Annotated in this window: 18 protein-coding genes; 7 read left to right on the top strand and 11 right to left on the bottom strand. The window is 64.3% G+C overall.

Translation table 11 applies throughout. The features are described from left to right. Both LK03_RS19145 and LK03_RS19140 read right to left on the bottom strand, forming a co-directional pair. Complete coding sequence (locus LK03_RS19145; RefSeq protein WP_038414077.1) at positions 1-1,605, bottom strand: carboxyl transferase domain-containing protein; 1,605 nt, start codon at positions 1,603-1,605, stop codon at positions 1-3. Between the two features lie 76 nt (positions 1,606-1,681). Next, the gene (locus LK03_RS19140; protein ID WP_038414076.1) at positions 1,682-2,845 is read right to left on the bottom strand and encodes an isovaleryl-CoA dehydrogenase; all 1,164 of its coding nucleotides are present in this window, start codon (positions 2,843-2,845) and stop codon (positions 1,682-1,684) included. 240 nt (positions 2,846-3,085) lie between these two features. On the opposite strand from LK03_RS19140, the gene LK03_RS19135 reads away from it, so the two are divergent. Next, positions 3,086-4,759, top strand: a complete 1,674-nt coding sequence (locus tag LK03_RS19135) for an AMP-binding protein (RefSeq protein WP_038414074.1) — start codon at positions 3,086-3,088, stop codon at positions 4,757-4,759. Between the two features lie 48 nt (positions 4,760-4,807). On the opposite strand, the gene LK03_RS22360 is transcribed toward LK03_RS19135, so the two are convergent. Further along, complete coding sequence (locus tag LK03_RS22360; RefSeq protein WP_167334507.1) at positions 4,808-4,978, bottom strand: hypothetical protein; 171 nt, start codon at positions 4,976-4,978, stop codon at positions 4,808-4,810. Between the two features lie 154 nt (positions 4,979-5,132). Here LK03_RS22360 and LK03_RS19130 point away from each other — a divergent pair, with 154 nt between their 5' ends. The 3 genes from LK03_RS19130 to glgB are packed head-to-tail and all read left to right on the top strand — an operon-like array spanning position 5,133 to position 12,723. Then, positions 5,133-7,151 carry an alpha-1,4-glucan--maltose-1-phosphate maltosyltransferase gene (locus tag LK03_RS19130; RefSeq protein ID WP_038414073.1) on the top strand — a complete coding sequence of 673 codons (2,019 nt, stop codon included), beginning with the start codon at positions 5,133-5,135 and terminating at the stop codon, positions 7,149-7,151. A 31-nt stretch (positions 7,152-7,182) separates the two neighbouring features. Further along, positions 7,183-10,494 (top strand): maltose alpha-D-glucosyltransferase, encoded by a 3,312-nt coding sequence (treS, locus tag LK03_RS19125; RefSeq protein ID WP_038414071.1) that lies wholly within the window; start codon positions 7,183-7,185, stop codon positions 10,492-10,494. After that, complete coding sequence (gene glgB, locus LK03_RS19120; RefSeq protein WP_038414069.1) at positions 10,495-12,723, top strand: 1,4-alpha-glucan branching protein GlgB; 2,229 nt, start codon at positions 10,495-10,497, stop codon at positions 12,721-12,723. Between the two features lie 57 nt (positions 12,724-12,780). Here the strand turns inward: glgB and LK03_RS19115 are convergent, their stop codons facing one another. The 5 genes from LK03_RS19115 to LK03_RS19095 all read right to left on the bottom strand — a co-directional run bounded on the left by LK03_RS19115 (position 12,781) and on the right by LK03_RS19095 (position 17,795). Next, entirely contained in the window at positions 12,781-13,647 is an 867-nt protein-coding gene (locus LK03_RS19115; protein ID WP_038414067.1) for an urea carboxylase-associated family protein, read from the bottom strand. A gap of 36 nt (positions 13,648-13,683) precedes the next feature. Beyond that, positions 13,684-14,349 carry a GntR family transcriptional regulator gene (locus LK03_RS19110; protein WP_038414065.1) on the bottom strand — a complete coding sequence of 222 codons (666 nt, stop codon included), beginning with the start codon at positions 14,347-14,349 and terminating at the stop codon, positions 13,684-13,686. Continuing rightward, entirely contained in the window at positions 14,346-15,848 is a 1,503-nt protein-coding gene (locus tag LK03_RS22685) for an amino acid ABC transporter permease/ATP-binding protein (protein ID WP_038414064.1), read from the bottom strand. The genes LK03_RS19110 and LK03_RS22685 overlap by 4 nt, the downstream gene beginning before the upstream one ends. A gap of 15 nt (positions 15,849-15,863) precedes the next feature. Then, positions 15,864-16,706, bottom strand: coding sequence for an ABC transporter substrate-binding protein (locus LK03_RS19100; protein WP_038414062.1), 843 nt, complete (start codon positions 16,704-16,706; stop codon positions 15,864-15,866). Positions 16,707-16,889: 183 nt separating this feature from the next. Further along, a complete protein-coding gene (locus tag LK03_RS19095) occupies positions 16,890-17,795 on the bottom strand; it encodes a LysR family transcriptional regulator (RefSeq protein ID WP_038414061.1) in 906 nt (301 codons plus the stop codon). Between the two features lie 137 nt (positions 17,796-17,932). Between LK03_RS19095 and LK03_RS19090 the strand changes: the two genes are divergently transcribed. Genes LK03_RS19090 through LK03_RS19080 form a run of 3 tightly spaced genes read left to right on the top strand, consistent with a single transcriptional unit; the run spans position 17,933 to position 20,291 of the window. Next, positions 17,933-18,682 carry a 5-oxoprolinase subunit PxpA gene (locus LK03_RS19090; RefSeq protein WP_038414060.1) on the top strand — a complete coding sequence of 250 codons (750 nt, stop codon included), beginning with the start codon at positions 17,933-17,935 and terminating at the stop codon, positions 18,680-18,682. Beyond that, positions 18,679-19,383 carry a 5-oxoprolinase subunit PxpB gene (gene pxpB / locus LK03_RS19085; protein WP_038414058.1) on the top strand — a complete coding sequence of 235 codons (705 nt, stop codon included), beginning with the start codon at positions 18,679-18,681 and terminating at the stop codon, positions 19,381-19,383. Before LK03_RS19090 ends, pxpB begins: the two co-directional genes overlap by 4 nt. Further along, positions 19,380-20,291 (top strand): biotin-dependent carboxyltransferase family protein, encoded by a 912-nt coding sequence (locus LK03_RS19080; RefSeq protein ID WP_038414057.1) that lies wholly within the window; start codon positions 19,380-19,382, stop codon positions 20,289-20,291. The genes pxpB and LK03_RS19080 overlap by 4 nt, the downstream gene beginning before the upstream one ends. 627 nt (positions 20,292-20,918) lie before the next feature. On the opposite strand, the gene LK03_RS22970 is transcribed toward LK03_RS19080, so the two are convergent. The 3 genes from LK03_RS22970 to glgX all read right to left on the bottom strand — a co-directional run bounded on the left by LK03_RS22970 (position 20,919) and on the right by glgX (position 24,503). Further along, the gene (locus LK03_RS22970; RefSeq protein WP_081951645.1) at positions 20,919-21,305 is read right to left on the bottom strand and encodes an RHS repeat-associated core domain-containing protein; all 387 of its coding nucleotides are present in this window, start codon (positions 21,303-21,305) and stop codon (positions 20,919-20,921) included. Between the two features lie 305 nt (positions 21,306-21,610). Continuing rightward, positions 21,611-22,339, bottom strand: a complete 729-nt coding sequence (locus LK03_RS19075; protein ID WP_081951644.1) for an endonuclease/exonuclease/phosphatase family protein — start codon at positions 22,337-22,339, stop codon at positions 21,611-21,613. 16 nt (positions 22,340-22,355) lie between these two features. Next, positions 22,356-24,503 carry a glycogen debranching protein GlgX gene (gene glgX / locus LK03_RS19070; RefSeq protein WP_038414055.1) on the bottom strand — a complete coding sequence of 716 codons (2,148 nt, stop codon included), beginning with the start codon at positions 24,501-24,503 and terminating at the stop codon, positions 22,356-22,358. Between the last annotated feature and the right edge of the window lie 26 nt (positions 24,504-24,529).

The following is a 24,529-nucleotide window of genomic DNA, read 5'->3' as shown; positions in this document are numbered from 1 at the left end:
TTACATCCGGAAGATGCCGAAGCGGCTGGAGGCAATCGGTGCGTTGAGGGCGGCAGACAGCGCCAGGGCCAGCACGTCGCGGGTCTGCGCCGGGTCGATGACGCCGTCGTCCCACAGCCGCGCGCTGGAGTAGTAGGGGTGGCCTTGACGTTCGTACTGTTCAAGAATCGGCTGGCGCAACTTGCTTTCGTCCTCGGCGCTGAACGCCTCGCCACTGCGTTCGCTCTGCTCACGCTTGACCTGCACCAGCACGCCTGCGGCCTGTTCGGCGCCCATCACGCCGATCCGCGCGTTGGGCCACATCCACAGAAAGCGTGGGTCGTAGGCACGGCCACACATGCCGTAGTTACCGGCGCCGAAGCTGCCGCCGATGATCACCGTGAATTTCGGCACTTGGGCACAAGCCACCGCAGTGACCAGCTTGGCGCCATGTTTGGCGATGCCGCCTTCCTCGTACTTCTTGCCGACCATGAAACCTGTGATGTTCTGCAAAAACAGCAGGGGAATGCCGCGCTGGCAGGCCAGTTCGATGAAATGCGCGCCTTTCTGCGCCGCTTCCGCGAAGAGGATGCCGTTATTGGCCAGGATGGCGATCGGGTAGCCGTGCAGGTGAGCGAATCCACACACCAGGGTGGTGCCGAACAGCGCCTTGAATTCATCGAACTGCGAGCCATCGACCAGCCGTGTGATCACCTCGCGGACATCGAACGGCTGCTTGGCATCGCCAGGTATCACGCCATATAACTGCTCGGTGTCGTACAGCGGCGCGTGTACGGCCTGGCACTGCAACTGGCCAAGCTTGCGCCAGTTGAGGTTGGCGATGCAGCGGCGCGCCAAGGCCAGTGCGTGTTCATCGTTCTCGGCGTAGTGATCGGCCACCCCGCTGGTGCGGCAATGCACATCTGCGCCGCCCAGAGCCTCGGCGCTGACCACCTCGCCCGTGGCAGCCTTGACCAGCGGCGGGCCGGCGAGAAAAATCGTCGCCTGTTCGCGGACCATGATCGCCTCGTCGGCCATGGCCGGTACGTAGGCACCGCCTGCGGTGCACGAACCCATGACCACCGCGATCTGCGGGATGCCCGCCGCGCTGAGGTTGGCCTGGTTGAAGAAGATGCGCCCGAAGTGCTCGCGGTCAGGGAACACCTCGTCCTGGCGCGGCAGGTTGGCCCCGCCTGAGTCCACCAGGTAGATGCACGGCAGACGGTTCTGCTGGGCGATGGCCTGCCCGCGCAGGTGCTTTTTCACCGTCAGCGGATAATACGAGCCGCCTTTGACCGTTGCATCGTTGGCGACGATCAGGCATTCGACGCCTTCGACCCGGCCGATACCGACGATCAGGCCGGCCGCCGGTACGTCCTCGCCGTAAACCCCATGGGCGGCCAGCTGGCCGATTTCGACAAAGGCTGAACCGGGGTCGAGCAGGCGGTCGATACGCTCGCGCGGCAGCAGTTTGCCCCGCGCGCTGTGGCGCGCCTGGGCTTGCGCACCGCCGCCCTGGCTGACCTTGCCCAGCAGGTCGCGCAGGTCGTTGACCAAGGCCAGCATGGCTGCGTGGTTGGCTTGGAACTCGGGCGATTGCGGGTTCAACTGCGACTTCAGAATCATGGCGTTCCTCTGCGGAGCTGCAAGGGTTGAGCGGCAAGCGGCCAGCTGACCTGCCGCCGGCTGCGGAGCCAGGCGTTCATACGGTCTCGTTGAACAGTTCGCGGCCAATGAGCATGCGGCGGATTTCGCTGGTGCCGGCACCGATTTCGTACAGCTTGGCGTCGCGTAGCAGACGGCCTGCGGGGAATTGGTTGATGTAGCCGTTGCCGCCAAGAATCTGGATCGCCTCCAGCGCCATCTGTGTAGCGCGCTCGGCGCTGTAGAGAATGACTCCGGCCGCGTCCTTGCGCGTGGTCTCGCCGCGGTCGCAGGCCTGGGCCACGGCGTACAGATAGGCACGGCTGGCGTTGAGCTGGGTGTACATGTCGGCGAGCTTGCCCTGAATCAGCTGGAACTCGCCGATGCTCTGGCCGAACTGCTTGCGGTCGTGAACGTAGGGAATGACCAGGTCCAGGCAGGCCTGCATGATGCCCGTCGGCCCGCCGGCGAGCACCACGCGCTCGTAGTCCAGGCCGCTCATAAGCACCCGCGCGCCGCCGTCCACCTGACCGAGCACGTTGTCCTCCGGCACCTCGACATCATCGAAGAACAGCTCACAGGTGTTGGAGCCGCGCATGCCCAGCTTGTCGAACTTCTGGCTGCGGGAAAATCCTTTCCAGTCGCGCTCGACGATGAACGCGGTGATGCCTTTGCTGCCACGTTCCGGATGGGTTTTGGCATAGATGACGTAGGTGTTGGCGTCCGGACCGTTGGTGATCCAGGTCTTGCTGCCATTGAGCACATAGTGGTCGCCGCGCTTCTCGGCGCGCAGCTTCATCGACACCACGTCAGAGCCGGCGTTGGGTTCGCTCATGGCCAGGGCACCGACGTGTTCGCCGCTGATCAGCCGGGGCAAGTAGGTACGTTTCTGCAGATCGGTGCCATTGCGGTTGATCTGGTTCACGCACAGGTTCGAATGCGCGCCATAGGACAACGCCACTGAGGCCGAGCCGCGGCTGATTTCCTCCATGGCCAGCACATGGGCCAGGTAGCCCAGGCCAGCGCCGCCGTACTCCTCCGGCACCGTGATGCCGAGCAGGCCCATGTCACCGAACGTGCGCCACAGATCTGTGGGGAACTGGTTGTCCTGGTCGATCTGCGCGGCGCGCGGCGCCACCTCGGCGGCGACGAACTGGCGTACCTGCTCGCGCAGCATGTCGTGGGTTTCGCCCAAGGCGAAGTTGAGGGTGGGGTAATGCATGGCGGGCACCTTGTTGTTGTTCGGCGGTTGCTCAAAACCCTAGACCATGATCAGCGCCCCCTACCTTGAACGGAAACGGTGGGCGCTTACGGCTGGGATCAATTTCACCTTTACGTTAACGTAAACACACCTGCTGGCACTGTCAAACGCTCAGTCACCTTTACGTAAACGTAAATTTGCACCACAGTTATCGCCGCTTGCCTCAGCCATGCCCCGACACAATCACAACAAGGGATCACCATGCGCCAATCCAGCTATTCCCAGGGCCGGCAGGACCGCCCATTGTTGCAGCAGACCATCGGCCAGGCCTTCGATGCCACGCGTGCCCGTCATCCTCAGCGCGACGCCTTGGTGGTGCGTCATCAGAACCTGCGTTACACCTGGCAGGCGCTGGGCGAGCAGGTTGACCTGCATGCCCGCGCACTCATGGCGCTGGGCATCGAGGTGGGTGAGCGGGTGGGTGTCTGGGCGCCGAACTGCGCCGAGTGGTGCATTCTTCAGTTGGCCAGCGCCAAGGTTGGCGCGATTCTGGTGAACATCAACCCGGCCTACCGGCTGGGTGAACTGGAGTACGTGCTGCGCCAGTCGGGGTGTGCCTGGCTGCTGTGCGCGAGCACCTTCAGGCAGTCGGACTACCACGCGATGCTTGGCGAACTGCTGCCGGGTTTGCCTATGCCAGCGCCGGGTCAGCGCCTGAGCGACGCGCTGCCGGAGCTGCGTGGGGTGATCAGCCTGGCTGCGGTGCCACCCCAAGGCTTCGTGCCTTGGCAAGCACTGGCCGCGCGCGCTTGCGAAGTCACAGAGGTTGCCTATCAGGCGCGTCAACACGGCCTCAGGCCCGAGCAGGCGGTGAACATTCAGTACACCTCGGGCACCACCGGCGCACCGAAGGGCGCGACCCTCAGCCACCACAACATCCTCAACAACGGCTATATGGTGGGTGCCAGCCTGGGTCTGACGGCAGACGACCGCCTGGTGATTCCGGTGCCGCTCTACCACTGCTTCGGCATGGTCATGGGTAATCTGGCCTGCGTGGCCCATGGCAGTTGCATGATCTACCCCAGTGAAGCCTTCGACGCCGAGCAGGCCCTGCGCAGCGTTGCCGCTGAGCGCGCCAGCGTGCAGTACGGGGTGCCGACTATGTTCATCGCCATGCTCGAGCATCCGCTGCGCACAGCGTTGGACTTGTCTTCCCTGCGCAGCGGCATCATGGCTGGGGCGACGTGCCCGATCGAGGTCATGCGGCGGGTCATCGAACAATTGCACATGGGTGAGGTGCAGATTGCCTACGGCATGACCGAAACCAGTCCGGTGTCATTGCAGACCGCCGCCGGCGACGACCTCGAACACCGCGTCAGCAGTGTCGGGCGCACCCAGCCACACCTGGAAACCCAGTTGCTCGATGAGCAGGGCCAGATGGTCGCGCGTGGCGAGATCGGCGAGCTGTGCACGCGTGGCTACAGCGTGATGCTCGGCTACTGGGCCAACCCGCAGGCCACGGCCCAAGCCATCGATGCACACGGCTGGATGCACAGCGGCGACCTGGCAGTGATGGACGAAGACGGCTACGTGTCGATCGTCGGGCGCAGCAAGGACATGATCATCCGCGGCGGCGAGAACATCTACCCGCGCGAGCTGGAGGAGTTCTTCCACCGCCATCCCGCCGTGGCCGAAGCGCAAGTGGTGGGCATTCCCTGTGCGACCTACGGTGAAGAGATCGTCGCCTGGATCCGTCTTCATCCTGGCCATGACGTCGATGGCGAGACCCTGCGCCAGTGGTGCAAGGCGCACCTGGCGCACTTCAAGGCCCCGCGGCATTTCCGTTTCGTCGATGCGTTCCCGATGACCGTCACTGGCAAGGTGCAGAAGTTCAGGATGCGCGAGATCAGTATCGAGGAACTGAAGCGCGGCTGAGGTGCCGCGCAGTGTCATGGTGTGCACGGCTGAAAGAGAAGGCCGCACTCACAAAGGACTGGCCTTCATCGGCGGCTCATCACTGGGAGGATCACCCACCGTTGGCGGTACGGTCGGCTCGTCCGGCCGTTCATCAGGCTCATCGTCGGGCACCGGCGGCGGCAGGCTCGGGTCGTCGATGTTCGGATCGGGGGTTTCTGGCGGGGTGGGGATGTTCATGACGGCACCTCTGGGTTTCGAGTGGGCGTTGCACTGAACGGTTGCCTGGGTTAAGACCGACGTGCGGCCTGTCTGGCTCAATGTTTTTTTTGAACCACGAGCTGGCCAGCCGGCTCTGAACCTTCACCGCCTCAGTCCCAGGGAGCAAGGTCCGATGTCAGGTAACGCGCCTTTTGAACACGTACCCACGGCCAACGATCACCCCGACCAGGCGATCAGCCTGGCCGAAGCGCTGATGGCGCCGCGGATCGTCATCGAAGATGTCCAGCCGACCCTCGACGGCGGTGCCTTCCCGGCCAAGGCCACCGTGGGCCAGCCCGTGTCGGTGTCGGCCAAGGTGTACAGCGATGGCCACGACCGGCTGGCGGTGATGCTGCATTGGCGTGCCGGTGGTCAGGGTGACTGGCACAGCACCAGCCTGATCAGCCAGGGCAATGATCTGTGGACGGGCGAGTTCACCCCAGAAGCGCTGGGTCCGCACCAGTTCCACCTGCAGGCCTGGATCGACCCCTATGCGACCTTCTGCTACGACTTGGAAAAGAAGTTTCAGGCCGGTGTCGGCGTGGCACTGGAACTCGAAGAAGGCCGGCTGATGCTCGGCCAGGCCAGCGAACGCTGCTCAGGCGAGGTGCGCCAGCGCCTGGAACGACTGCAGGCACGCCTTGCCGGGCGCGAGCCGGTCGAGCAGGTGGCCGTGTTCCTGGATGCCGACACCGCGCGGGTGATGGCCGATGCCGAGCACCGCAGTTACCTGACGCGCAGCGCCGAACTGCCACTGGATGTCGACCGTGAGGCGGCGCTGTTCGCCAGCTGGTACGAGCTGTTCCCGCGCTCGATCACCGACGATGCCGAGCGTCATGGCACCTTCGACGCTGTCCACCAGCGCCTGCCGATGATCCGCGACATGGGCTTCGACGTGCTGTACTTCCCGCCGATTCATCCCATTGGCACGCAGCACCGCAAGGGTCGCAACAACGCCCTCAACGCCCAGCCCGGTGACCCCGGCAGCCCGTATGCGATTGGCAGTGAGGACGGCGGCCACGAAGCGATTCATCCGCAGCTGGGCAGCCGCGAAGACTTCCGCCGCCTGGTTGCCGCCGCCGCCGAGCATGGCCTGGAAATCGCCCTGGATTTCGCCATCCAGTGTTCCCAGGACCACCCTTGGCTCAAACAGCACCCGGGGTGGTTCAGCTGGCGCCCGGACGGCACCATTCGCTATGCCGAGAACCCGCCGAAAAAATACCAGGACATCGTCAACGTCGATTTCTACGCTGCCGATGCCGTGCCGTCGCTGTGGCTGGCGCTGCGTGACGTGATCATCGGTTGGGTCGAGGAGGGCGTGAAGACGTTCCGCGTCGACAACCCGCACACCAAGCCGTTGCCGTTCTGGCAATGGTTGATCGCCAATGTGCGCAGCCAGTATCCCGAGGTGCTGTTCCTCGCCGAAGCGTTCACCAAACCAGCGATGATGGCGCGCCTGGGCAAGGTCGGTTACGCGCAGAGCTACACCTATTTCACCTGGCGCAATACCAAGCAAGAGCTGCGCGAGTATTTCGAGCAGTTGAACGAGTCGCCGTGGCGCGACTGCTACCGGCCGAATTTCTTCGTCAACACGCCGGACATCAACCCGTTCTTCCTGCAGCAGTCGGGCCGCGCGGGCTTTCTGATCCGCGCCGCCCTGGCGACCATGGGCTCGGGGCTGTGGGGCATGTATTCAGGCTTCGAGCTGTGCGAAGGCGCGGCGCTGCCGGGCAAAGAGGAATACCTCGACTCCGAGAAGTACGAAATCCGCCCACGGGACTTCACCGCCCCCGGCAACATCATCGCCGAGATCGCCCAGCTCAACCGCATCCGCCGGCAGAACCGCGCCCTGCAAACCCACTTGGGGGTGACCTTCCTCAACTGCTGGAACGACAACATCCTGTACTTCGCCAAGCGCACGGCAGAACTGGACAACTACATCCTCATCGCCATCAGCCTCGATCCGCACCATGTGCAAGAGGCGCACTTCGAACTGCCGCTGTGGGAACTGGGTCTGGATGACCATGCCGATACCCACGGCGAAGACCTGATGAACGGCCATCGCTGGACCTGGCACGGCAAGACCCAGTGGATGCGCATCGACCCCAACTACCAGCCCTTTGGCATCTGGCGGATTCAGTCGCCGGCGTGATGCGTTCGATGAATCAGTAAAGGAGTAGCACATGGCCAAGCGCACACGCCCGGCAGCCTTCATCGATGATCCGCTGTGGTACAAGGACGCGGTGATCTACCAGTTGCACGTCAAGTCGTTCTTCGATGCCAACGGTGACGGCATTGGTGATTTCGCAGGGCTGATCAGCAAGCTCGATTACATCTGCGAGCTGGGCGTGAACACGTTATGGCTGCTGCCGTTCTATCCCTCGCCGCGTCGCGACGATGGCTATGACATCGCCGAGTACAAGGCCGTCCACCCCGACTACGGCAACCTGGCCGATGCCAGGCGCTTCATCGCCGAGGCGCACAAGCGTGGGTTGCGGGTCATCACCGAGCTGGTGATCAACCACACCTCCGACCAGCACCCGTGGTTCCAGCGCGCGCGACACGCCAAGCCCGGCAGCAAGGCTCGCGACTTCTACGTGTGGTCCGACTCGGACCAGAAATACGACGGCACGCGGATCATCTTCCTCGACACGGAAAAGTCCAACTGGACGTGGGACCCGGTGGCCGGCCAGTACTTCTGGCACCGCTTCTATTCCCATCAGCCGGACTTGAACTTCGACAACCCGCAGGTGCTCAAGGGGGTGATGGGTGTCATGCGTTTCTGGCTGGACATTGGCGTCGATGGTCTGCGCCTGGATGCCATTCCGTACCTGATCGAGCGTGACGGCACCAACAACGAGAACCTGCCCGAGACCCATCAGGTGCTCAAGGCCATCCGCGCCGAGATCGATGCCAACTATCCTGATCGCATGCTGCTTGCCGAAGCCAACCAGTGGCCGGAAGACACCCGCCCATACTTCGGTGAGGGCGAGGGCGACGAATGCCACATGGCCTTCCATTTCCCGCTGATGCCGCGCATGTACATGGCCCTGGCCATGGAAGACCGCTTCCCGATCACCGACATCCTGCGCCAGACCCCGGAAATCCCGGCCAAGTGCCAGTGGGCGATCTTTCTGCGCAACCACGATGAACTGACCTTGGAAATGGTCACCGACCGTGAGCGCGACTACCTATGGAACCACTACGCCGAGGATCGCCGCGCGCGCATCAACCTGGGCATCCGCAGGCGTCTGGCGCCGCTGCTGCAGCGTGACCGCCGCCGTATCGAACTGCTCACCAGCCTGCTGCTGTCGATGCCTGGCACCCCGACCCTGTACTACGGTGACGAGCTGGGCATGGGTGACAACATCTATCTGGGTGACCGCGACGGTGTGCGCACGCCCATGCAGTGGTCGCCGGACCGCAACGGCGGATTCTCCCGCGCCGACCCGCAGCGCCTGGTGCTGCCACCGGTGATGGACCCGCTGTATGGCTTCCAGACCGTCAACGTCGAGGCGCAATCCCACGATCCACATTCGCTGCTCAACTGGAACCGTCGGCTGATCGCGGTGCGCAATCAGCAAAAAGCGTTCGGCCGCGGCACGCTCAAGACGCTGACACCGAGCAACCGGCGCATCCTGGCCTACCTGCGCGAATACACCGACGAGGCTGGCAACCAGGAAATCATCCTCTGCGTGGCTAACGTTTCGCGTACTGCCCAGGCGGCGGAGCTGGACCTTTCGCCGTACGTCGACAAAGTCCCGGTGGAAATGCTCGGCGGGAGCGCTTTTCCACCCATCGGCCAACTGCCGTTCCTGCTGACCCTGGCGCCCTACGGCTTTTACTGGTTCCAGCTGGCCAGCCGCGAACGCATGCCCAGCTGGCACCAGGAGCCGGCCGAAGCGCTGCCCGAACTGACCACCCTGGTGCTGCGCCAGCGCATGGAGGAACTGTTGCAGGCGCCGGGGCGCGACACCTTGCAACAGGCCATTCTGCCGCAGTACCTGCCCAAGCGGCGTTGGTTCGCCGGCAAGGAAGGGCCGATCGACGACATCCGCCTGTGCTACGGCACTCGCTTCGGCACGGCGGAAACGCCGGTGCTGCTGACCGAAATCGAAGTGCTGAGCAACGGCGTCGCCAGCCGCTATCAGTTGCCGTTCGGCCTGCTGCGTGAGGAACACATCAGCAGCGCGTTGCCGCAGCAACTGGCCTTGTCGCGGGTGCGCCGAGGTCGTGAAGTGGGGCTGATCACCGACGCCTTCGTGCTCGAGCCGTTCATTCGCCAAGTGCTGCTGGCCTGCCAGCAGCAGTCGCGCTTGGCGCTGGAGGAGGGCGAGTTGCAGTTCCACTGCACCGAGCAACTGGCCGCCCACGGTATCGACGAGCAGACCTCGGTGCGCTACCTCAGCGCCGAGCAGTCCAACAGCTCGGTGGTGGTCGGCGAGAGCCTGGTGCTCAAGCTGATTCGCCGGGTCAATGGCGGCATCCACCCTGAACTGGAAATGAGTGCCTACCTTACCCAGGCAGGTTTTGCCAACATCTCGCCGCTGCTGGCCTGGGTCAGCCGGGTGGATGCACAAGCGCAACCGCACCTGTTGATGATCGCCCAGGGCTATCTGAGCAACCAGGGCGATGCCTGGGCCTGGACCCAGAACACCCTGGAACGGGCGATTCGTGACGAGCTGGAGGCCGATCACCAGGCCGACCAGGGGCATGCTGACGCTCAGGCGGAGTTGGCCGGATTCGCTGCACTGTTCGGGCGGCGGCTGGGCGAGATGCACCTGCACCTGGCCGCACCCAGCGACGACGCAGCGTTCGCCCCGCAGGTCAGCGAGGCGGCCGACAGCCAGCGCTGGGCCAGTCAGATCAGTGCAGAGCTCGGCCATGCCCTCGACCTGCTCCAACAGCATCGCGCTGGGCTCGATCTAGACAGCCAGGCGCTGGTCGATGAGCTGCTGCATAAACGTGATGGCCTGGCCGAGCACGTCGCGCGGCTGGCTGAACAGGCGCGCGGCGGCCTGCTGATTCGTGTGCATGGCGACCTGCACCTGGGTCAAGTGCTGGTCGTGCAGGGCGATGCGTACCTGATCGACTTCGAGGGCGAGCCTTCGCGGCCCTTGGAGGAGCGCCGAGCGCGGCATAGCCCTTTCAAAGATGTCAGCGGCGTGCTGCGTTCTTTCGACTATGCTGGCGCCATGATTCTGCGCAGTGCCGCAGCCGGCGACCTGGCCGACAGCGAGCGCCAGGCGCGGCAGCGCGTTGCCCGGCAATACCTGCATCAGTCGCGACAAGCCTTCATCGACGCCTACAGCCTGGCCACTGCCGACCTGCCCCATGTCTGGGCGCAGGCCGAGGGCGAGCGTGCGGCGCTGGAGCTGTTCAGTCTGGAGAAGGCTGCCTACGAAATCACTTATGAAGCCGAAAACCGTCCCGCTTGGCTGGCCGTGCCTTTGCATGGCCTGTATGGACTGATCAGTACCTGGGGAGAGTCCTGAATGAATGCGACAACGCGTGACAATGGCGGTCTGCGCCAGCACGATCTGAACGAACTGGCGCGCGCCGAGCACGCCGACCCGTTCGCCGTGCTGGGCCCGCACCGCGACGCGAGCGGTGGCATCAGCGTTCGGGCCTTCTTGCCCAGCGCCCTGCATGCCAAGGTGCTGGCCCGGGATGACGGCCGCGTGCTGGCCGAGATGCATCAAAGCAGCCTTCTGCCCGGCCTGTTCACCGCGCACCTCGAGCACTCCCAGCCCTACCTGCTGCAGATCGGCTGGGCCGGCGGCGAGCAAGTCACTGAAGACCCCTATAGTTTTGGCGCGGTACTTGGCGATATGGACCTGCACCTGTTCAACGAGGGCACACACCGTGATCTGTCGTCGCGCTTCGGCGCGCAGCCGATGCAGGTCGAAGGGGTCGAGGGCGTGTGTTTCTCGGTCTGGGCGCCCAATGCCCGGCGCGTGTCGGTGGTGGGGTGTTTTAATAACTGGGATGGCCGCCGCCATCCGATGCGCCTGCGCCATGGCGCTGGGGTATGGGAGCTGTTCGTACCACGCCTGGGCCCGGGCGAAACCTACAAGTTCGAAGTGCTGGGTGCCGAGGGCGTGTTGCCGCTCAAGGCCGACCCCCTGGCCCGCGCCACCGAGCTGCCGCCGAGCACCGCCTCGAAAGTCGCCGGTTCGCTGGCCCACACCTGGGGCGATGGTGAGTGGATGGCTCAGCGAGACCAGCGTCACGCGGTGAGCGCGCCGTTGTCGATCTACGAGCTGCATGCAGGCTCGTGGCGCTGCGAACTGGATGAGCTGGGTGACACCGCGCGCCTGTACAACTGGCGCGAGCTGGCCGAGCACCTGGTGCCGTACGTTCAGCAGCTGGGTTTTACCCACATCGAGTTGCTGCCGATCATGGAACACCCCTTCGGCGGCTCGTGGGGCTACCAGCCGCTGTCGATGTTCGCCCCGACCTCACGGTATGGCACTGCGGAGGATTTCGCTGCCTTCATCGATGCCTGTCACCAGGGCGGCATCGGCGTGATTCTCGACTGGGTACCGGCGCATTTCCCCACCGACGAGCATGGCCTGGCACGTTTCGATGGCACGGCGTTGTATGAGTACGCCAACCCCCACGAAGGCTTCCACCAGGACTGGAACACGCTGATCTACAACCTCGGCCGCAACGAGGTGCGCGGTTTCATGCTGGCGTCGGCCCTGCACTGGCTCAAGCACTTTCACATCGATGGGCTGCGCGTCGACGCGGTGGCCTCGATGCTCTACCGCGACTACTCGCGCAAGGCCGGCGAATGGGTGCCGAACCGGTACGGCGGGCGGGAGAACCTTGAAGCCATCGAGTTCATCCGCCAACTCAACAGCGTGGCGGCGCAGGAGGTGCCGGGGGCGTTGATCATCGCTGAAGAGTCCACGGCCTGGCCGGGGGTCAGCCAACCTGTGGAGCAGGGCGGTCTGGGCTTCAGCTACAAGTGGAACATGGGCTGGATGCACGACACGCTGCACTACATCCAGAACGACCCGATCCATCGTCCGCATCACCACAATGAGCTGAGTTTCGGCCTGGTGTATGCCTATTCCGAGCGCTTCGTGCTGCCGATTTCCCACGATGAGGTGGTGCACGGCAAGCACTCGCTGATCGACAAGATGCCCGGCGACCGCTGGCAGAAGTTTGCCAACCTGCGTGCCTATCTGACCTTCATGTGGATGCACCCGGGCAAGAAACTGCTGTTCATGGGCTGTGAATTTGGCCAATGGCGTGAGTGGAACCACGATCATCAGCTGGACTGGTACCTGTTGCAGTACGCCGAGCACCGCGGCGTGCAGGACTTGGTCAGTGACCTCAACCGCCTGTATCGCGAGCTACCCGCCCTGCATGACCAGGACTGCAAGCCGGCAGGCTTCCAGTGGCTGATCGGTGATGACGCGCAGAACAGTGTGTTCGCCTGGCTGCGCTGGAGCCGCGAGGGCGAGCCGGTGCTGGTGGTGGCCAACTTCACCCCAGTGCCGCGCGAGGCCTATCGGGTCGGCGTGCCGTCCGATGGTCAATGGCGCGAGCTACTCAATAGCGACGCCGAGCGCTATGCCGGGAGCAACGTCGGCAACGGCGGCGGCGTGAACGCCGAGCACCTGCCCAGCCATGGTCAGGGATACTCGTTGTCGCTGAACCTGCCGCCGCTGGGTGTGCTGGTGATGCAGCTCGACGCGCCGCTGACGCCGTAAGCTATTCGGGGTCGCTTCGCGGCCCCATCCTGTCAGGCGCTGCGCCTTGGCTGAGCCTCAGCCTGCTACGCCATGGCAGCGGTCATAGCCATTGACCTTGGGCGCGACCCAGCCCTCAGGCCGCTGCGTGGCCGTGTAGATTTCCACCAGCAGCGGGTAACACCTGGCCGAATCGGACGAGTGCTCGGAAGAGCAATCGCCGCCCGGGCAGGCCGACAGACACCCCAGCAGATCGATCTCGGCGAAGAACTCCAGAAAATCCCCCGGCCTTACCGGGCTTGCCTTCATGAAGTACTGCCCGGTATCGCGGGTGAACCCAGTGCACATGAACACATTGAGCACATCGTGCACATGGGGTTCGGCCTGGTGCGGCGTGAGGCCAGTGGCGGTCGACAGCGCACGGGTCAGGTTGGAGTGGCAGCAATGGTGGTACTGGCCGCCGTCGCTGAGCAGGTTATGCGTGTAGGGGTCGCAGCGCGTGCCGATGACATCGTGCACCGAGCCGCCGAAGGCGTCGAAGCCGTACCAGTCGAGGGTGTCGTGGGTGATGGTTGCCATTGGCCGCAAGGTCGGGAAGCTGGTGAACAGCTGGTCGCCGACGCCCAGGTGGGTGCCGTTCAGGGCGCGGGTCTTGCCGGTGTAGAAACGCTCGCTGAGGTCGTGCTGGTTGAACAGGTTGAGGTCGCCGACTTGCGGGCCTTCGGTGGAGACGATGCGGAAGAATCCGCCGGCGGGCACGCGGAAGGTGGCGGCGTCGCGGGCCGGCACTACCACGGTCTCGACCAGCGTGAGGCCGTCGCGCACGGCGCGGTAGGCATCGATGTCAGGCCGTGGCAGGGTTTGCACCGGGTAGCAGAGCACCGGCGCGATGGCCTTGCGCTGCGCGGCGTCGTCGGGGGCTTGGGTCAGGGCAACGGGTTTCATAGGTATCTCCATAAGCCGGCCAGCACAGGGGCTGGGCTAGGCGCGGGCAGGGTGGCTCAACAGGTCGAGCAGGGCATGCTCGGAGTCGTCGAGGTAACGGTTCATGGCGTCGGCCGCCGCCTGGCGATGGCCGGCGGCGAGCAGGTCGTGGATTTCGTGGTCGCGTTCGAGCCACGGGCGTTGGAAGTTCTCTTCATCGGGCGCCACTGCGAACACCAGGCGCATTTGCGCCGCGATGTTGGTAAAGAAGTCGTCCAGCAAGGGGCTGCGCAGCAAACCGACGATGTGCTGGTGGAAGCGCAGGCTGTGGGTGCCGAAGACTTGCCAGTCTTCGCGGTCACGGGCCAGCTCAGCTGCCTCGATGGCTTCGAGCATGCGGTCGGACTGATACTCGCGCAGCGGCTTGCTGCCCAGGATGGCCTGGATCTCCAGCGTGCGCCGCACCAGGAACAGGTCGCGCACTTCGGCGGCGCCAACGCGCCGGACCATCACCCCTTTGTTGCGCACGTAGGTGGCCAGGCCTTCGCGACCGAGCCGGTGCAGGGCCTCGCGCACGGTATTGCGCGAGGCGTTGTAGCGGTTCACCAGGTCCGCTTCGACCAGCGCCATGCCCGGCAGCAGGCGCCCGCCGATGATGTCTTCGCGCAGCTCGCAGGCCACCTGGTCGGCCAGCGACAAAACGGTTTCGGTTGGAGTCTTCATGCCAATTGCACGTCCTTGAGAAAACGCCCCATGCGCTCGCTGCGGTTGTCCAGCAACTGGCGCGGCGAGCCGGCCTGGACGATTTGCCCGCTTTCCATGAACACCACACGGTCAGAGACCTGGAAGGCGAATTTCATCTCGTGGGTGACGATGATCATGGTCATGCCCTCGCGTGCCAGCTCCTCGATGACCTTCAGCACGTCGCCCACCAGCTCCGGGTCCAGGGCCGAGGTCGGTTCGTCGAACAGCATCACCTTGGGCCGCATGGCCAGGGCACGGGCAATCGCCACGCGCTGCTGCTGCCCGCCAGACAGTTGGTGCGGGTATTTGCCGGCATGCTCGCGCAGGCCCACCTTGGCCAGTAGTGAAAGGCCAAGGGCGCGCAACTGCTCGGCATCGGCGTGGCCATGGTGGCGCGGGGCAAGCAGCACGTTGTCGAGCACGGTGTGGTGGGGAAACAGGTTGAAGCCCTGGAACACCATGCCGACCTGCACGATGCCATCCATGTGCCGGCGCGTCCCCAGCGCGCCGCCGGGCTCCTGGGTGCCGCGCAGGAAGGCCTGGCCGCACAGCTCGACGCTGCCGCGGTCCAGGCTTTCCAGGCCGTTGAGGGTGCGGATCAGGGTGGTCTTGCCCGAGCCGGACGGGCCGATGATCGACACCACCTCGCCGAAACGCACGTCCAGGTCGATGTCCTTGAGCACTTCGAGCTGGCCATAGTGCTTGCCCGCGCCGCGCACGCTGAGCGCCAGCCCGTCTTGCCCGGTGCTGGTCGGCGCCGGCGCTGCGACGTTGGCAGTGCTGTCGGCGACCGCGCGCGGCTTGCGCTGGCTGACGTCCAGGTAACGCTCCAGTCGCTGCAGCAGGAAGCTGAACACGGTGACGATCAGCACGTAGTAGAACGCCACCGCCAGCATGGTCTCCATGACCAGGAAGTTCTGCGTGTACAGCTGTTGCCCGACCAGCAGGATTTCGGCCAGCGAGATCACCGACACCAGCGAGGTCAGCTTGACGATGGTGATGTACTCGTTGGCGAGCGTCGGCAAGGCCACGCGCAGGGCTTGGGGAATGACGATCAGCCGTTGCACGCCGCTGTAGCCGATGCCCAGGGCCTTGCCGGCCTCCAGTTGCCCCTTGGCCACAGCCAGCAGGCCGCCGCGATGGATCTCGGCGATGTAGGCCGCCTCGCTCAGCACCAGGGCGATGAGCCCTGCCGCATAGGGGTTGGACAGCAGCACGCTGGTGGATGGAAATACCTGTGGCAGGTTGTAGACGAAGATCAACAGCACCAACAGCGGCAGGCTGCGGAAGAACCAGATGTACAGCGCCGCGGCGCGGTTGAGCAGGCGCTTGGACGATTGCCGGGCCAGGGCCAGGAGAAAGCCCAGCACGATGCCCAGCACCCAGGTTTCCAGGCTCAGCTCGACCACGGTGCCTACGGCTTTCCAGAAGTCGCCGTTGGTCAATAGGCCGAGGGCGTAATGCCAGTCGAATTGCATGGGGAGAGCTCCGATCTACTGCGCGGCGGCGCTGGGCTGGCCCAGGGCCTGGGCGATGTCGGCGGGGCTGGGTTCGGCCAGGTTGTACTGGCCGAGCAAGGTTTGGTATTCGCCGCTGGCCTTGAGCGCGCTGAAGCCCTCATGCAGCTCGCCGAGCAGCGCTTCGTTGCCCTTGCGCACGGCCAGGCCGATGACCACCGGGTAGATCAGGCTGTCGGAACTGAGGGTGATGCGGCCATTGAGCTTGTCGCTGATGATGCGCGCCACGGCAGCGTCTTCGAATTGCACGTCGATGGCCTTGGCCAGCAGGGCCTGGGCCGCTTCCGGCGAGGTGGGGTATTCGCGCGAGTCGATCGGCGCCTGGCCGTTGGCCTGGCAATAGTCCTTCGACAGGCGCGTCAGCTTGGGAATCCACGAGCCGCCCTTGATCGAACCGACCCGCTTGCCGCACAGGTCTTCGGGGCGCTGCGGGCGGAAACTGTCGTCGGCGCGCACCATCAGCGATGCGCCGCTTTTCAGGTAGGGCAGGAAATCCACCTGGGCGGCGCGCTCCGGGGTGACGTACAGCGCCGAGGCGACCAGATCGAAACGGCGGGCGTTGACGCCCATCACCAGGTTGGCGAAGCGCGTGTCGACGAATGTCGGTTCCAGCTTCATGTGCTTGCCCAGCAGGCCCATGAAGGTCGGATCGAAGCCGGCGGGCTTGCCTTGTTCGAGGTAGGCGTAGGGCGGGTAGGTGAGGTCGGAGCCGATGCTCAGGCGTTGCGGTTGCAAGGTCGCGTCGGCGGCATGGGCGCCGGCGCTGGCGAGCAGGGCGGCGACAAGCAGGGAAAGGGCAGGGCTGGCACGTCGAGACATGGGTGACTCCGGAAGGTGGATTGTTCAACAATCGTTATCCGAATGCATATCAATTGGCGTGCCAAAAATTGCATGTATCGCGGTTTTTGAGGGCTTTATTCGTTGCGTCTTTGACTGTGACGATTGTGCCAATGCCCATTTTTGGGTTGCCAAGCGGCCACAGTGTTACTCGATGGTGCGTTTTCAGTTCACACGCGCATGCCCTCGGGGCAATCCGGCGGCGTGGGCCTCGGCGGCGGTACGCGCCGCATCGACCAGATTCTCGACCCTGTCCAGGCCAGCGCCGACACGCCAGCTGGCGAACATCTGCAGATCCGCAGGCAACGGCTGCACGCTCAACTGGCACAGACGGCCACTGCGCAGGGCATCGTCGACCAGCGCAGGCGGCAGCGCGGCAATGCCGAAATCTTCGGCCAGCAGCCGTTCGATGGCCGCCACCGAGTTGATGCAGCACAAGCGCGGCGCGCGCAGCCCGTGGGCGTGGAGCAGGCCGAGCAGGTCCTGGTGCGGGCGAGAATGGCGGGAAAACGTGATCAGGCGCTGTTGCGAAATCTGCACAAGGTCGGTAGCCACCCAGACACTCGCCGGACGCGCCAGCCAGGCCATGGGGTAGCTCGCCAGGTGCGCATTGCGCAGGCCCTCGTCGGGCAGTGGGTCGGTTTGCAGGATCAGATCCAGTTGGCCACGGCGCAATTGCTCGGCCAGGTTGCGCGCGGTATCGGCCTGCAGGTCGAGCTCCAAGGCCGGGTACAGGCTGCCTACGCGCTGGATGAAGGGCGCCAGCCAGGTGTGGATCACGCTTTCCATCACGCCCACGCGCACACGCCCCGGCTGGTCGGCCACTGCCGCCTGGCGCAGCGCGTGACTGCTGTCGAGCACCAGTTCGGCATGGCCGAGCAGCGCCTGGCCACGCGGCGTCAGGGTCGCGCCGCGAGCGTCGCGCTCGAACAGGCGCACCCCCAGGTCCTGTTCCAGCGCGGCGATGCGGTTGGACACCGCGGCCTGGGTGCTGAACAGCTTTTGCGCCGCCAGTCGAAAGCTGCCCAGGCGCGCGACCCAGATGAAGGTTTCCAGGAATTTGAGATTCATGCCGCAGGCCTGTACTGGGGAAAGGCCTCCATCATAGGGTGATCGACTTTACTGTTCACCCCTGGCCGGAATAACCCGTTGGACGGGGGCGCGAGCCGGGCGCGACCATCGAGCGCATCGGTCATCTGGAGACGCCCATGAAACGCCCCCTGCTCAATTGCGATATCGGAGAAAGCTTCGGCGCCTGGTCCATGGGGCTGGACGAACAGGTCATGCCTTTGATCGACTGCGCCAACATCGCCTGCGGCTTCCACGCCGGCGACCCTGGGATCATGCGCCGCACCGTGGCCCTGGCCGTGCGCCATGGCGTACGCATCGGCGCGCACCCGGCCTATCCCGACCTTGCAGGCTTCGGCCGGCGCAGCATGGCCTGCTCGGCGCAGGAGATCGAAGACCTGGTGCTGTATCAACTGGGCGCGCTGGAGGCGATGTGCCGAGCCGAGGGGACTCAGGTGCGCTACGTCAAACCCCATGGCGCGCTATACAACGACATGATGGCCGACCCGCTGCGCCTGGCGGCGGTGATGCGTGCCGTGCGCGCCTATGACGCGCAACTGCCGCTGATGCTGATGGCCACTGCCGATACCAGCGCCAGTCGCGCATTGGCGGCCGAACACGGCCTGAACCTCTGGTTCGAAGCGTTCGCCGACCGTGCCTACGAACCCGATGGGCAACTGGTCAGTCGGCGCCTGCCCGGCGCGGTGCACCACGAGCCGGCGCAGGTGGTGGCGCAGGCCCTGGGCCTGGCGCGCGGCGAGCCCTTGCTCACCCGCGACGGCAGCGCCTTGCGCTTGCAGGTCGATACCCTCTGCGTGCATGGCGACAACCCGGCGTCAGTGGCCGCGGTGCGACAGATCCGTCAGGCCTTGGACGGTCTGCCGGCATGAACCTGCGTGTGGAACTTGCCGCCATCGACTGCCTGACCCTGCGCCTGTTCGACGCCATCGACGAAGCCAACGTGCCCTGGCTGCTGGCCGCTGCCGAGCGGCTTCGCACAACGTTCGGTACGGCGCTGCTGGACCTGGTGCCGTCGTACACCACCTTGATGCTGCACTACGACCTGGCGCAACTGGACGATGCCCAGGCCCGCAGCCTGTGCCAGCAAGCCTTGAGCGGACTCACTCCGGCGACGGCCGAGCAGGGCCGCGAAGTGTCGCTGCCGGTGTGGTACCACCCAAGCGTCGGCCCCGACCTGGAACCTCTGGCCCGCCAGCGCGGCCTGGCCGTGGAGGAACTGATCGCCCTGCACAGCGGCCGCGCTTATTCGGTGTTCGCCCTGGGCTTTGCGCCCGGCTTCGGCTTCATGGGCCTGGTCGACCCACGTCTTGCCAGCCCACGCCTGGCTACCCCACGCAAGGCGGTGGCCGCCGGCAGCGTGGGCATCGCCGAGCGGCAGACGGCGATCTACCCGGCCGTCTCGCCCGGTGGCTGGAACCTGGTGGGGCGCTGCCCGACCCGTTTGTTCGATCCGGCGCTGGAGGGCTTCAGCTTGCTGCGACCTGGTGACCGGGTGCGCTTCGTGCCGATCGAACGTGAGCAATTCCTTCGCCTGGGCGGCGATGCAACGCCGATGGAGGCGCAGCCATGACGGCACTGATCGTGGAAAAAGCCGGCCCGCAAGCCAGCGTTCAAGACGGCGGCCGCAGCGGGGTGCGGCACTTGGGACTGACCCAGGGCGGCGCGCTCGATTGGCTGGCCCAGCACTGGGCCAACTGGATGCTGGGCAACGAACTGAACGCCGCCGTGGTGGAAATCACTCTCGGCGGGCTGCACCTGGAGTGCCAAGGTGAGGGTTGGTTGGCACTGGCCGGCGCGGACCTTGGCGCCACCCTGGACGGCCAGTCGCTGGAAGTGTGGCGCCCGTTCAGAGTCGCTCACGGGCAGCGGCTGCGCTTCGCCACCCCGCGCCTGGGCGCACGGGCCTACCTGGCGCTGCCGGGGGGCGTCCAGGCGCCGCTGCTGGCCGGCAGCTGCGCCACGGTGCAGCGCGAAGCGGTCGGCGGGCTGGATGGGCAGGGCAGTGCCTTGCGTGTGGGCGACCGGTTGGCCTGGGGCGATGAGCCGGCCGCCGTGCGCGCCGTGCCTGCGGCGCGGATTCCCGACCTGTTCAGCCCAGCGCGGCTCGAACTGATTCTCGGCGCCCAGGCCGGTGGTTTTACCGGGCAAAGCCTGTTCGATGCCTTCAACCGAGCCTGGACCGTGGACGCACGCAGCGACCGCATGGGCCTGCGCCTGACCGGCGAGGCGCTGCGCTATAGCGGGCCGGGCCTGATTTCCGAGGGTATCCCGCTGGGCGCGGTGCAGGTGCCGCCCGATGGCCAGCCGATCATCCTGCTCAACGACCGCCAGACCATCGGCGGGTATCCGCGGCTGGGCGCGCTGAGCCCGTTGGCGGTCGCGCGGTTGGCCCAGTGCCTGCCGGGCGAGACGGTGCAGCTGTGGCCGCAGGTGGCCTATGCGGCGCAGCAGCGTCATCGACAGATCGCGGTGAGGTAGCGTCAGGTTTTCCGGGGCAGGCCGGGTTATAGGCTCTCTCACCGAGCATGACTTCACGTGGTCGGCTTGTTGAACCGATGCCTGTGCAGAATCGAAAAAAAAGGCATCTCACGTTTTGGTCGTTAGCCGCCGAGGCCCACAGTGCAGCGATGTTGCGCAACCTGCGCCAGATGAGCGTGGTCGCGTCATTACCGACGCAGACGTGACCGGGAGTCTGGATGAGCTTACACCGTTGTCTGTGAGGGTCGGCGTGAAGCCATAAACTCATTGTGCCACGTGGATGTCCTATGCGAATGGGCGGGGTGGAAGTTTTGGGGCTTGCTCAGTGACAACCGGGATGAGGCCTGTCGTTCTAATAGTGGAAGACCGTTCTTGAGTGAGTTGCAAAGCTAAAGCATGGTTGTCTGGTAAATGTTTCAGAAGGAATTTTAGCTGAGATTCCCGATAGCGCATCCTGTTTTGGGTTCTAGATTCTTGAGTGCTCGAGATAAAGCGCTTCAAGTCTGCTTCTTCTGGGGAGTTTGTTACTTCTATTATTGATCGGCCTGCGGGTCGGTTAGCGCCATAGTGAAAAGGCACGGGGCCTAGTGGTTTCTCGGCGGAACTTGACTTTGTCGCTTTTACCTTTTACTCTAGGGCCAGAGATTTTAACGGATGTACTACATCCTTGGTAACAATTGGGTGGGCGGCTCGTTTTGCTCGCGTATTGATTATGTCAGCGACTCCTGATCGTTTAGCTAACTGGCTGACTATCGGTTGACGTGCGTATCCCGAGGGATCGCTATAGTTAACGGGATCTCCTGCGCAATACGCGTAACTGTTCAGGCCTCCCTCACTGAATGGGCTCGAACTATCGGGTGAGAGAAATCGCAGGGTGGTGGTGTCATACGGTCGATGATGACCGGTCCCTAAGAAATAGATTGCTGTAGCGTTCAAATGGCAATTGCCACTGAAGCCCACAGTTCCAGTTAACTCACGAACAAATCCGTAGGGTGTGTAAGAAACGTACTGCATTATTGGATGCCTCGAGGGGACTGCGATTGCGACTGGTTGATGGCTTACGACATCCGCCACGCCTTCGTGAGAGTACTGGGGGCTAAACTAACAGCCGCTTGCGGAGCTCGGTTGGCCCTGGACCGTAGAGGTGGCCGAGCCCAGCCACTGGATGTTCCAGGCATCAGCATTGCAGTAAATAGTGTCGGGAGAAACTGACACATTTATCAGTTGTATGCGGACGTGTTCCTAGTCTTGGAACAGAGGCTGGTTCAAGCGAGACCGCACCGTGGGTGCCAGAAAAGCTTGCGAAACTCGTACAGAACCTAGAACTGCACCTCAACCGTCAATGGCAGATGACCGGACAAATGCGTCCACGGCCTGTGGCCCAGAATCTTCGGTGCATGGCTCCGTGCATTGCGCAGGTAGATGCGGTCCAGGCGCAGCAGCGGCAGGCGCGCGGGGTAGGTGCGCGCCAGCAGACCGTGGTGGCGTTCGAAGGCTTCGTGCAGCTCGGCTTCTTCTGCCAGGGTGCGGTTGCCGCGCAGTTGCCAGTCGTTGAAATCACCGGCGATGATCACCGGTGCCTCCGCGGGCAGTGAGGCGAGCAGCCGGCGCAGCAGGTGCAGCTGCTGCTGGCGGTGGCCTTCCAGCAGCGACAGGTGCACGCAGATGGCATGCACCGGCTGCGGGCCGAGTACATCCAGCACGCAGTGCAGCAGGCCAAGACGCTCGGGGCCGGTGATCGACACGTCGAAGTTGCGGTGCTCGATAATCGGGTATTTGGACAGCAGCGCGTTGCCATGGTGACCGGCCGGGTACACGGCGTTGCGTCCGTAGGCGTAGTCGCTCGACATGCTGTCAGCGAGAAATTCGTATTGCGAGATGGCCGGCCAGCCAAGGTGGCGGGCGGCGTGGCGATCGTGGTTGCCGAGTACTTCCTGGAGAAAGACGATGTCGGCCTGGGCGCAAGGGGCGAAGCCTGTGACGGCTTCGTGATTCACGCGTCTTCCTGAAACTGCCGTCGGGGCGGGCAGATACCGTCTACGACACAGCCCGCCCCGGCGCGCTTCAGTCCTCCTCGTGCTGCAAGGCGAACAGCACCAGCGAGCGGCCCTTCACTTCGAACTCGATGTCGAACTGGAGCGGCTTGCCCTTGCGCAGCTTCGGCTGGTCGGTATCGATCAAGCAGGTCCAGTGCTCGCCTTGTGGGACGGCAGGCAACTTGAAGTTGACGGTGTCGTGATGCGCGTTGACGATCAGCAACACCGTGGCGTCAGCGCCCGGACGTTCGATGCCGCTGACCTGTGCACGGCCGTCCATCAGCAGGCCCAGGCAACGGCCGTTGGCGTCCTCCCACTGCTCGACGCTCATCTCGTTGCCGTCGGGTGCCAGCCAGGTGGCGTCCTTGACCCCAAGCGCCTCGTTGTAGTCGCCCACCAGGAAACGCGAGCGGCGCAGCACCGGATAGGTGGTGCGTACACGGTTCAGGCGCTTGACGAACGCCAGCAGGTCCTGGCCTTCTTCGTCCAGATCCCAGTTGATCCAGCCGATTTCGCTGTCCTGGCAGTAGGCGTTGTTGTTGCCGTGCTGGGTACGGCTGAATTCGTCACCCGCGACGATCATCGGCGTGCCTTGCGACAGCAACAGCGTGGCGAAGAAGTTGCGCATCTGACGCATGCGCAGTTCTTTGATTTCCGGGTTCTCGGTCGGGCCTTCCTCGCCGCAGTTCCAGGACATGTTGTTGCTACTGCCATCCTGGTTGTTCTCTTCGTTGGCCTCGTTGTGCTTCTCGTTGTACGACACCAGGTCGCGCAGGGTGAAGCCGTCGTGGGCGGTGATGAAGTTGACCGAAGCGTACGGGCGACGGCCACGGTTGTTGAACAGGTCGCCCGAGGCGGTGATACGTGCGGCGAAGTCGGCGAGCTGGCCTTCGTCGCCTTTCCAGAACGAGCGCACGGTATCGCGGAACTTGTCGTTCCACTCGGCCCAGCCGGGGGCGAAGTTGCCCACCTGATAGCCGCCCGGACCGCAGTCCCAAGGTTCGGCGATGAGTTTGACCTGGCTCAGCAACGGGTCCTGGCGGCAAGCCACGAGGAAGCTGTGGCGCTCGTTGTAGCCGTCGTGGTAGCGGCCGAGGATGGTCGCCAGGTCGAAGCGGAAGCCGTCGACATGCATCTCGCCGGCCCAGTAGCGCAGCGAGTCGGTGACCAGCTGGAGGACGCAGGGGTGGCTCAGGTCGAGGGTGTTGCCGGTGCCCGAGTCGTTGATGTAGTAGCGCTTGTCGTCGGGCATCAGGCGGTAGTACGAGGCGTTGTCGATCCCGCGCATCGACAGTGTCGGGCCTTTTTCGTTGCCTTCGGCGGTGTGGTTGTAGACCACATCGAGGATCAGCTCCAGGCCCTTGTTGTGCAGGTGCGCGACCATCTCCTTGAACTCGGCGATCTTGCCGCTGGCCAGGTACGCCGGGTGCGGGGCGAAGAAGGCGATGGTGTTGTAGCCCCAGTAGTTGTTCAGGCCCTTGTCGAGCAAATGCTGGTCGTTGACGAAGCCGTGAATCGGCAGCAGCTCGATGCTCGAGACGCCCAGGTCCTTGATGTGCTTGAGCAGATCATCGTTAGCCAGACCCGCGAAGGTGCCGCGCAGGTTTTCCGGTACAGAAGGGTGGCGCATGCTGATGCCACGGGTATGGGCCTCATAGAACACCGTGCTTTCCCACGGCACCTGCACCCGCTGGTCACGGCCCCAGGTGAAGGCGGGGTCGATGACCTTGCTTTTGGGCACGAAGGGGGCGCTGTCGCGCTCGTCGAAGGTGGTGTCCTCTTCGCCCAGCACGTAGCCGAACAGCGCAGGGTCCCACTTCAGCTTACCGACCAGTTGCTTGGCATAAGGGTCGATCAGCAGCTTGTTATGGTTGAAGCGGTGGCCATTTTCCGGCTCGTAGGGGCCGTACACACGGTAGCCGTAGACCATGCCTGGATGCGCGTCGGCCAGGTAGCCGTGGTAGATCTCATCGGTGTACTCGGGCAGCTCGATGCGCTCGAGCTCGTTCTCGCCGGAGGAATCGAAGATGCACAGTTCGACCTTGGTGGCGTTGGCCGAGAACAGGGCGAAGTTGACGCCCAGTCCATCCCAGGTGGCGCCGAGGGGAAAGGGCATGCCTTCACGGATGCGCGAAGGGGCGACAGAGCGGTTTTTCTTCGGTTTACGTTGGGTCATGGCAGTCTCGGATGGCCAAATGATCG

The sequence above is a fragment of the Pseudomonas cremoricolorata genome, assembly GCF_000759535.1.
GTDB classification, from domain to species: domain Bacteria; phylum Pseudomonadota; class Gammaproteobacteria; order Pseudomonadales; family Pseudomonadaceae; genus Aquipseudomonas; species Aquipseudomonas cremoricolorata_A.
The sequence above is the reverse complement of the archived record's forward strand: the minus strand, read 5'-3'. Positions and strand labels throughout refer to the sequence as shown.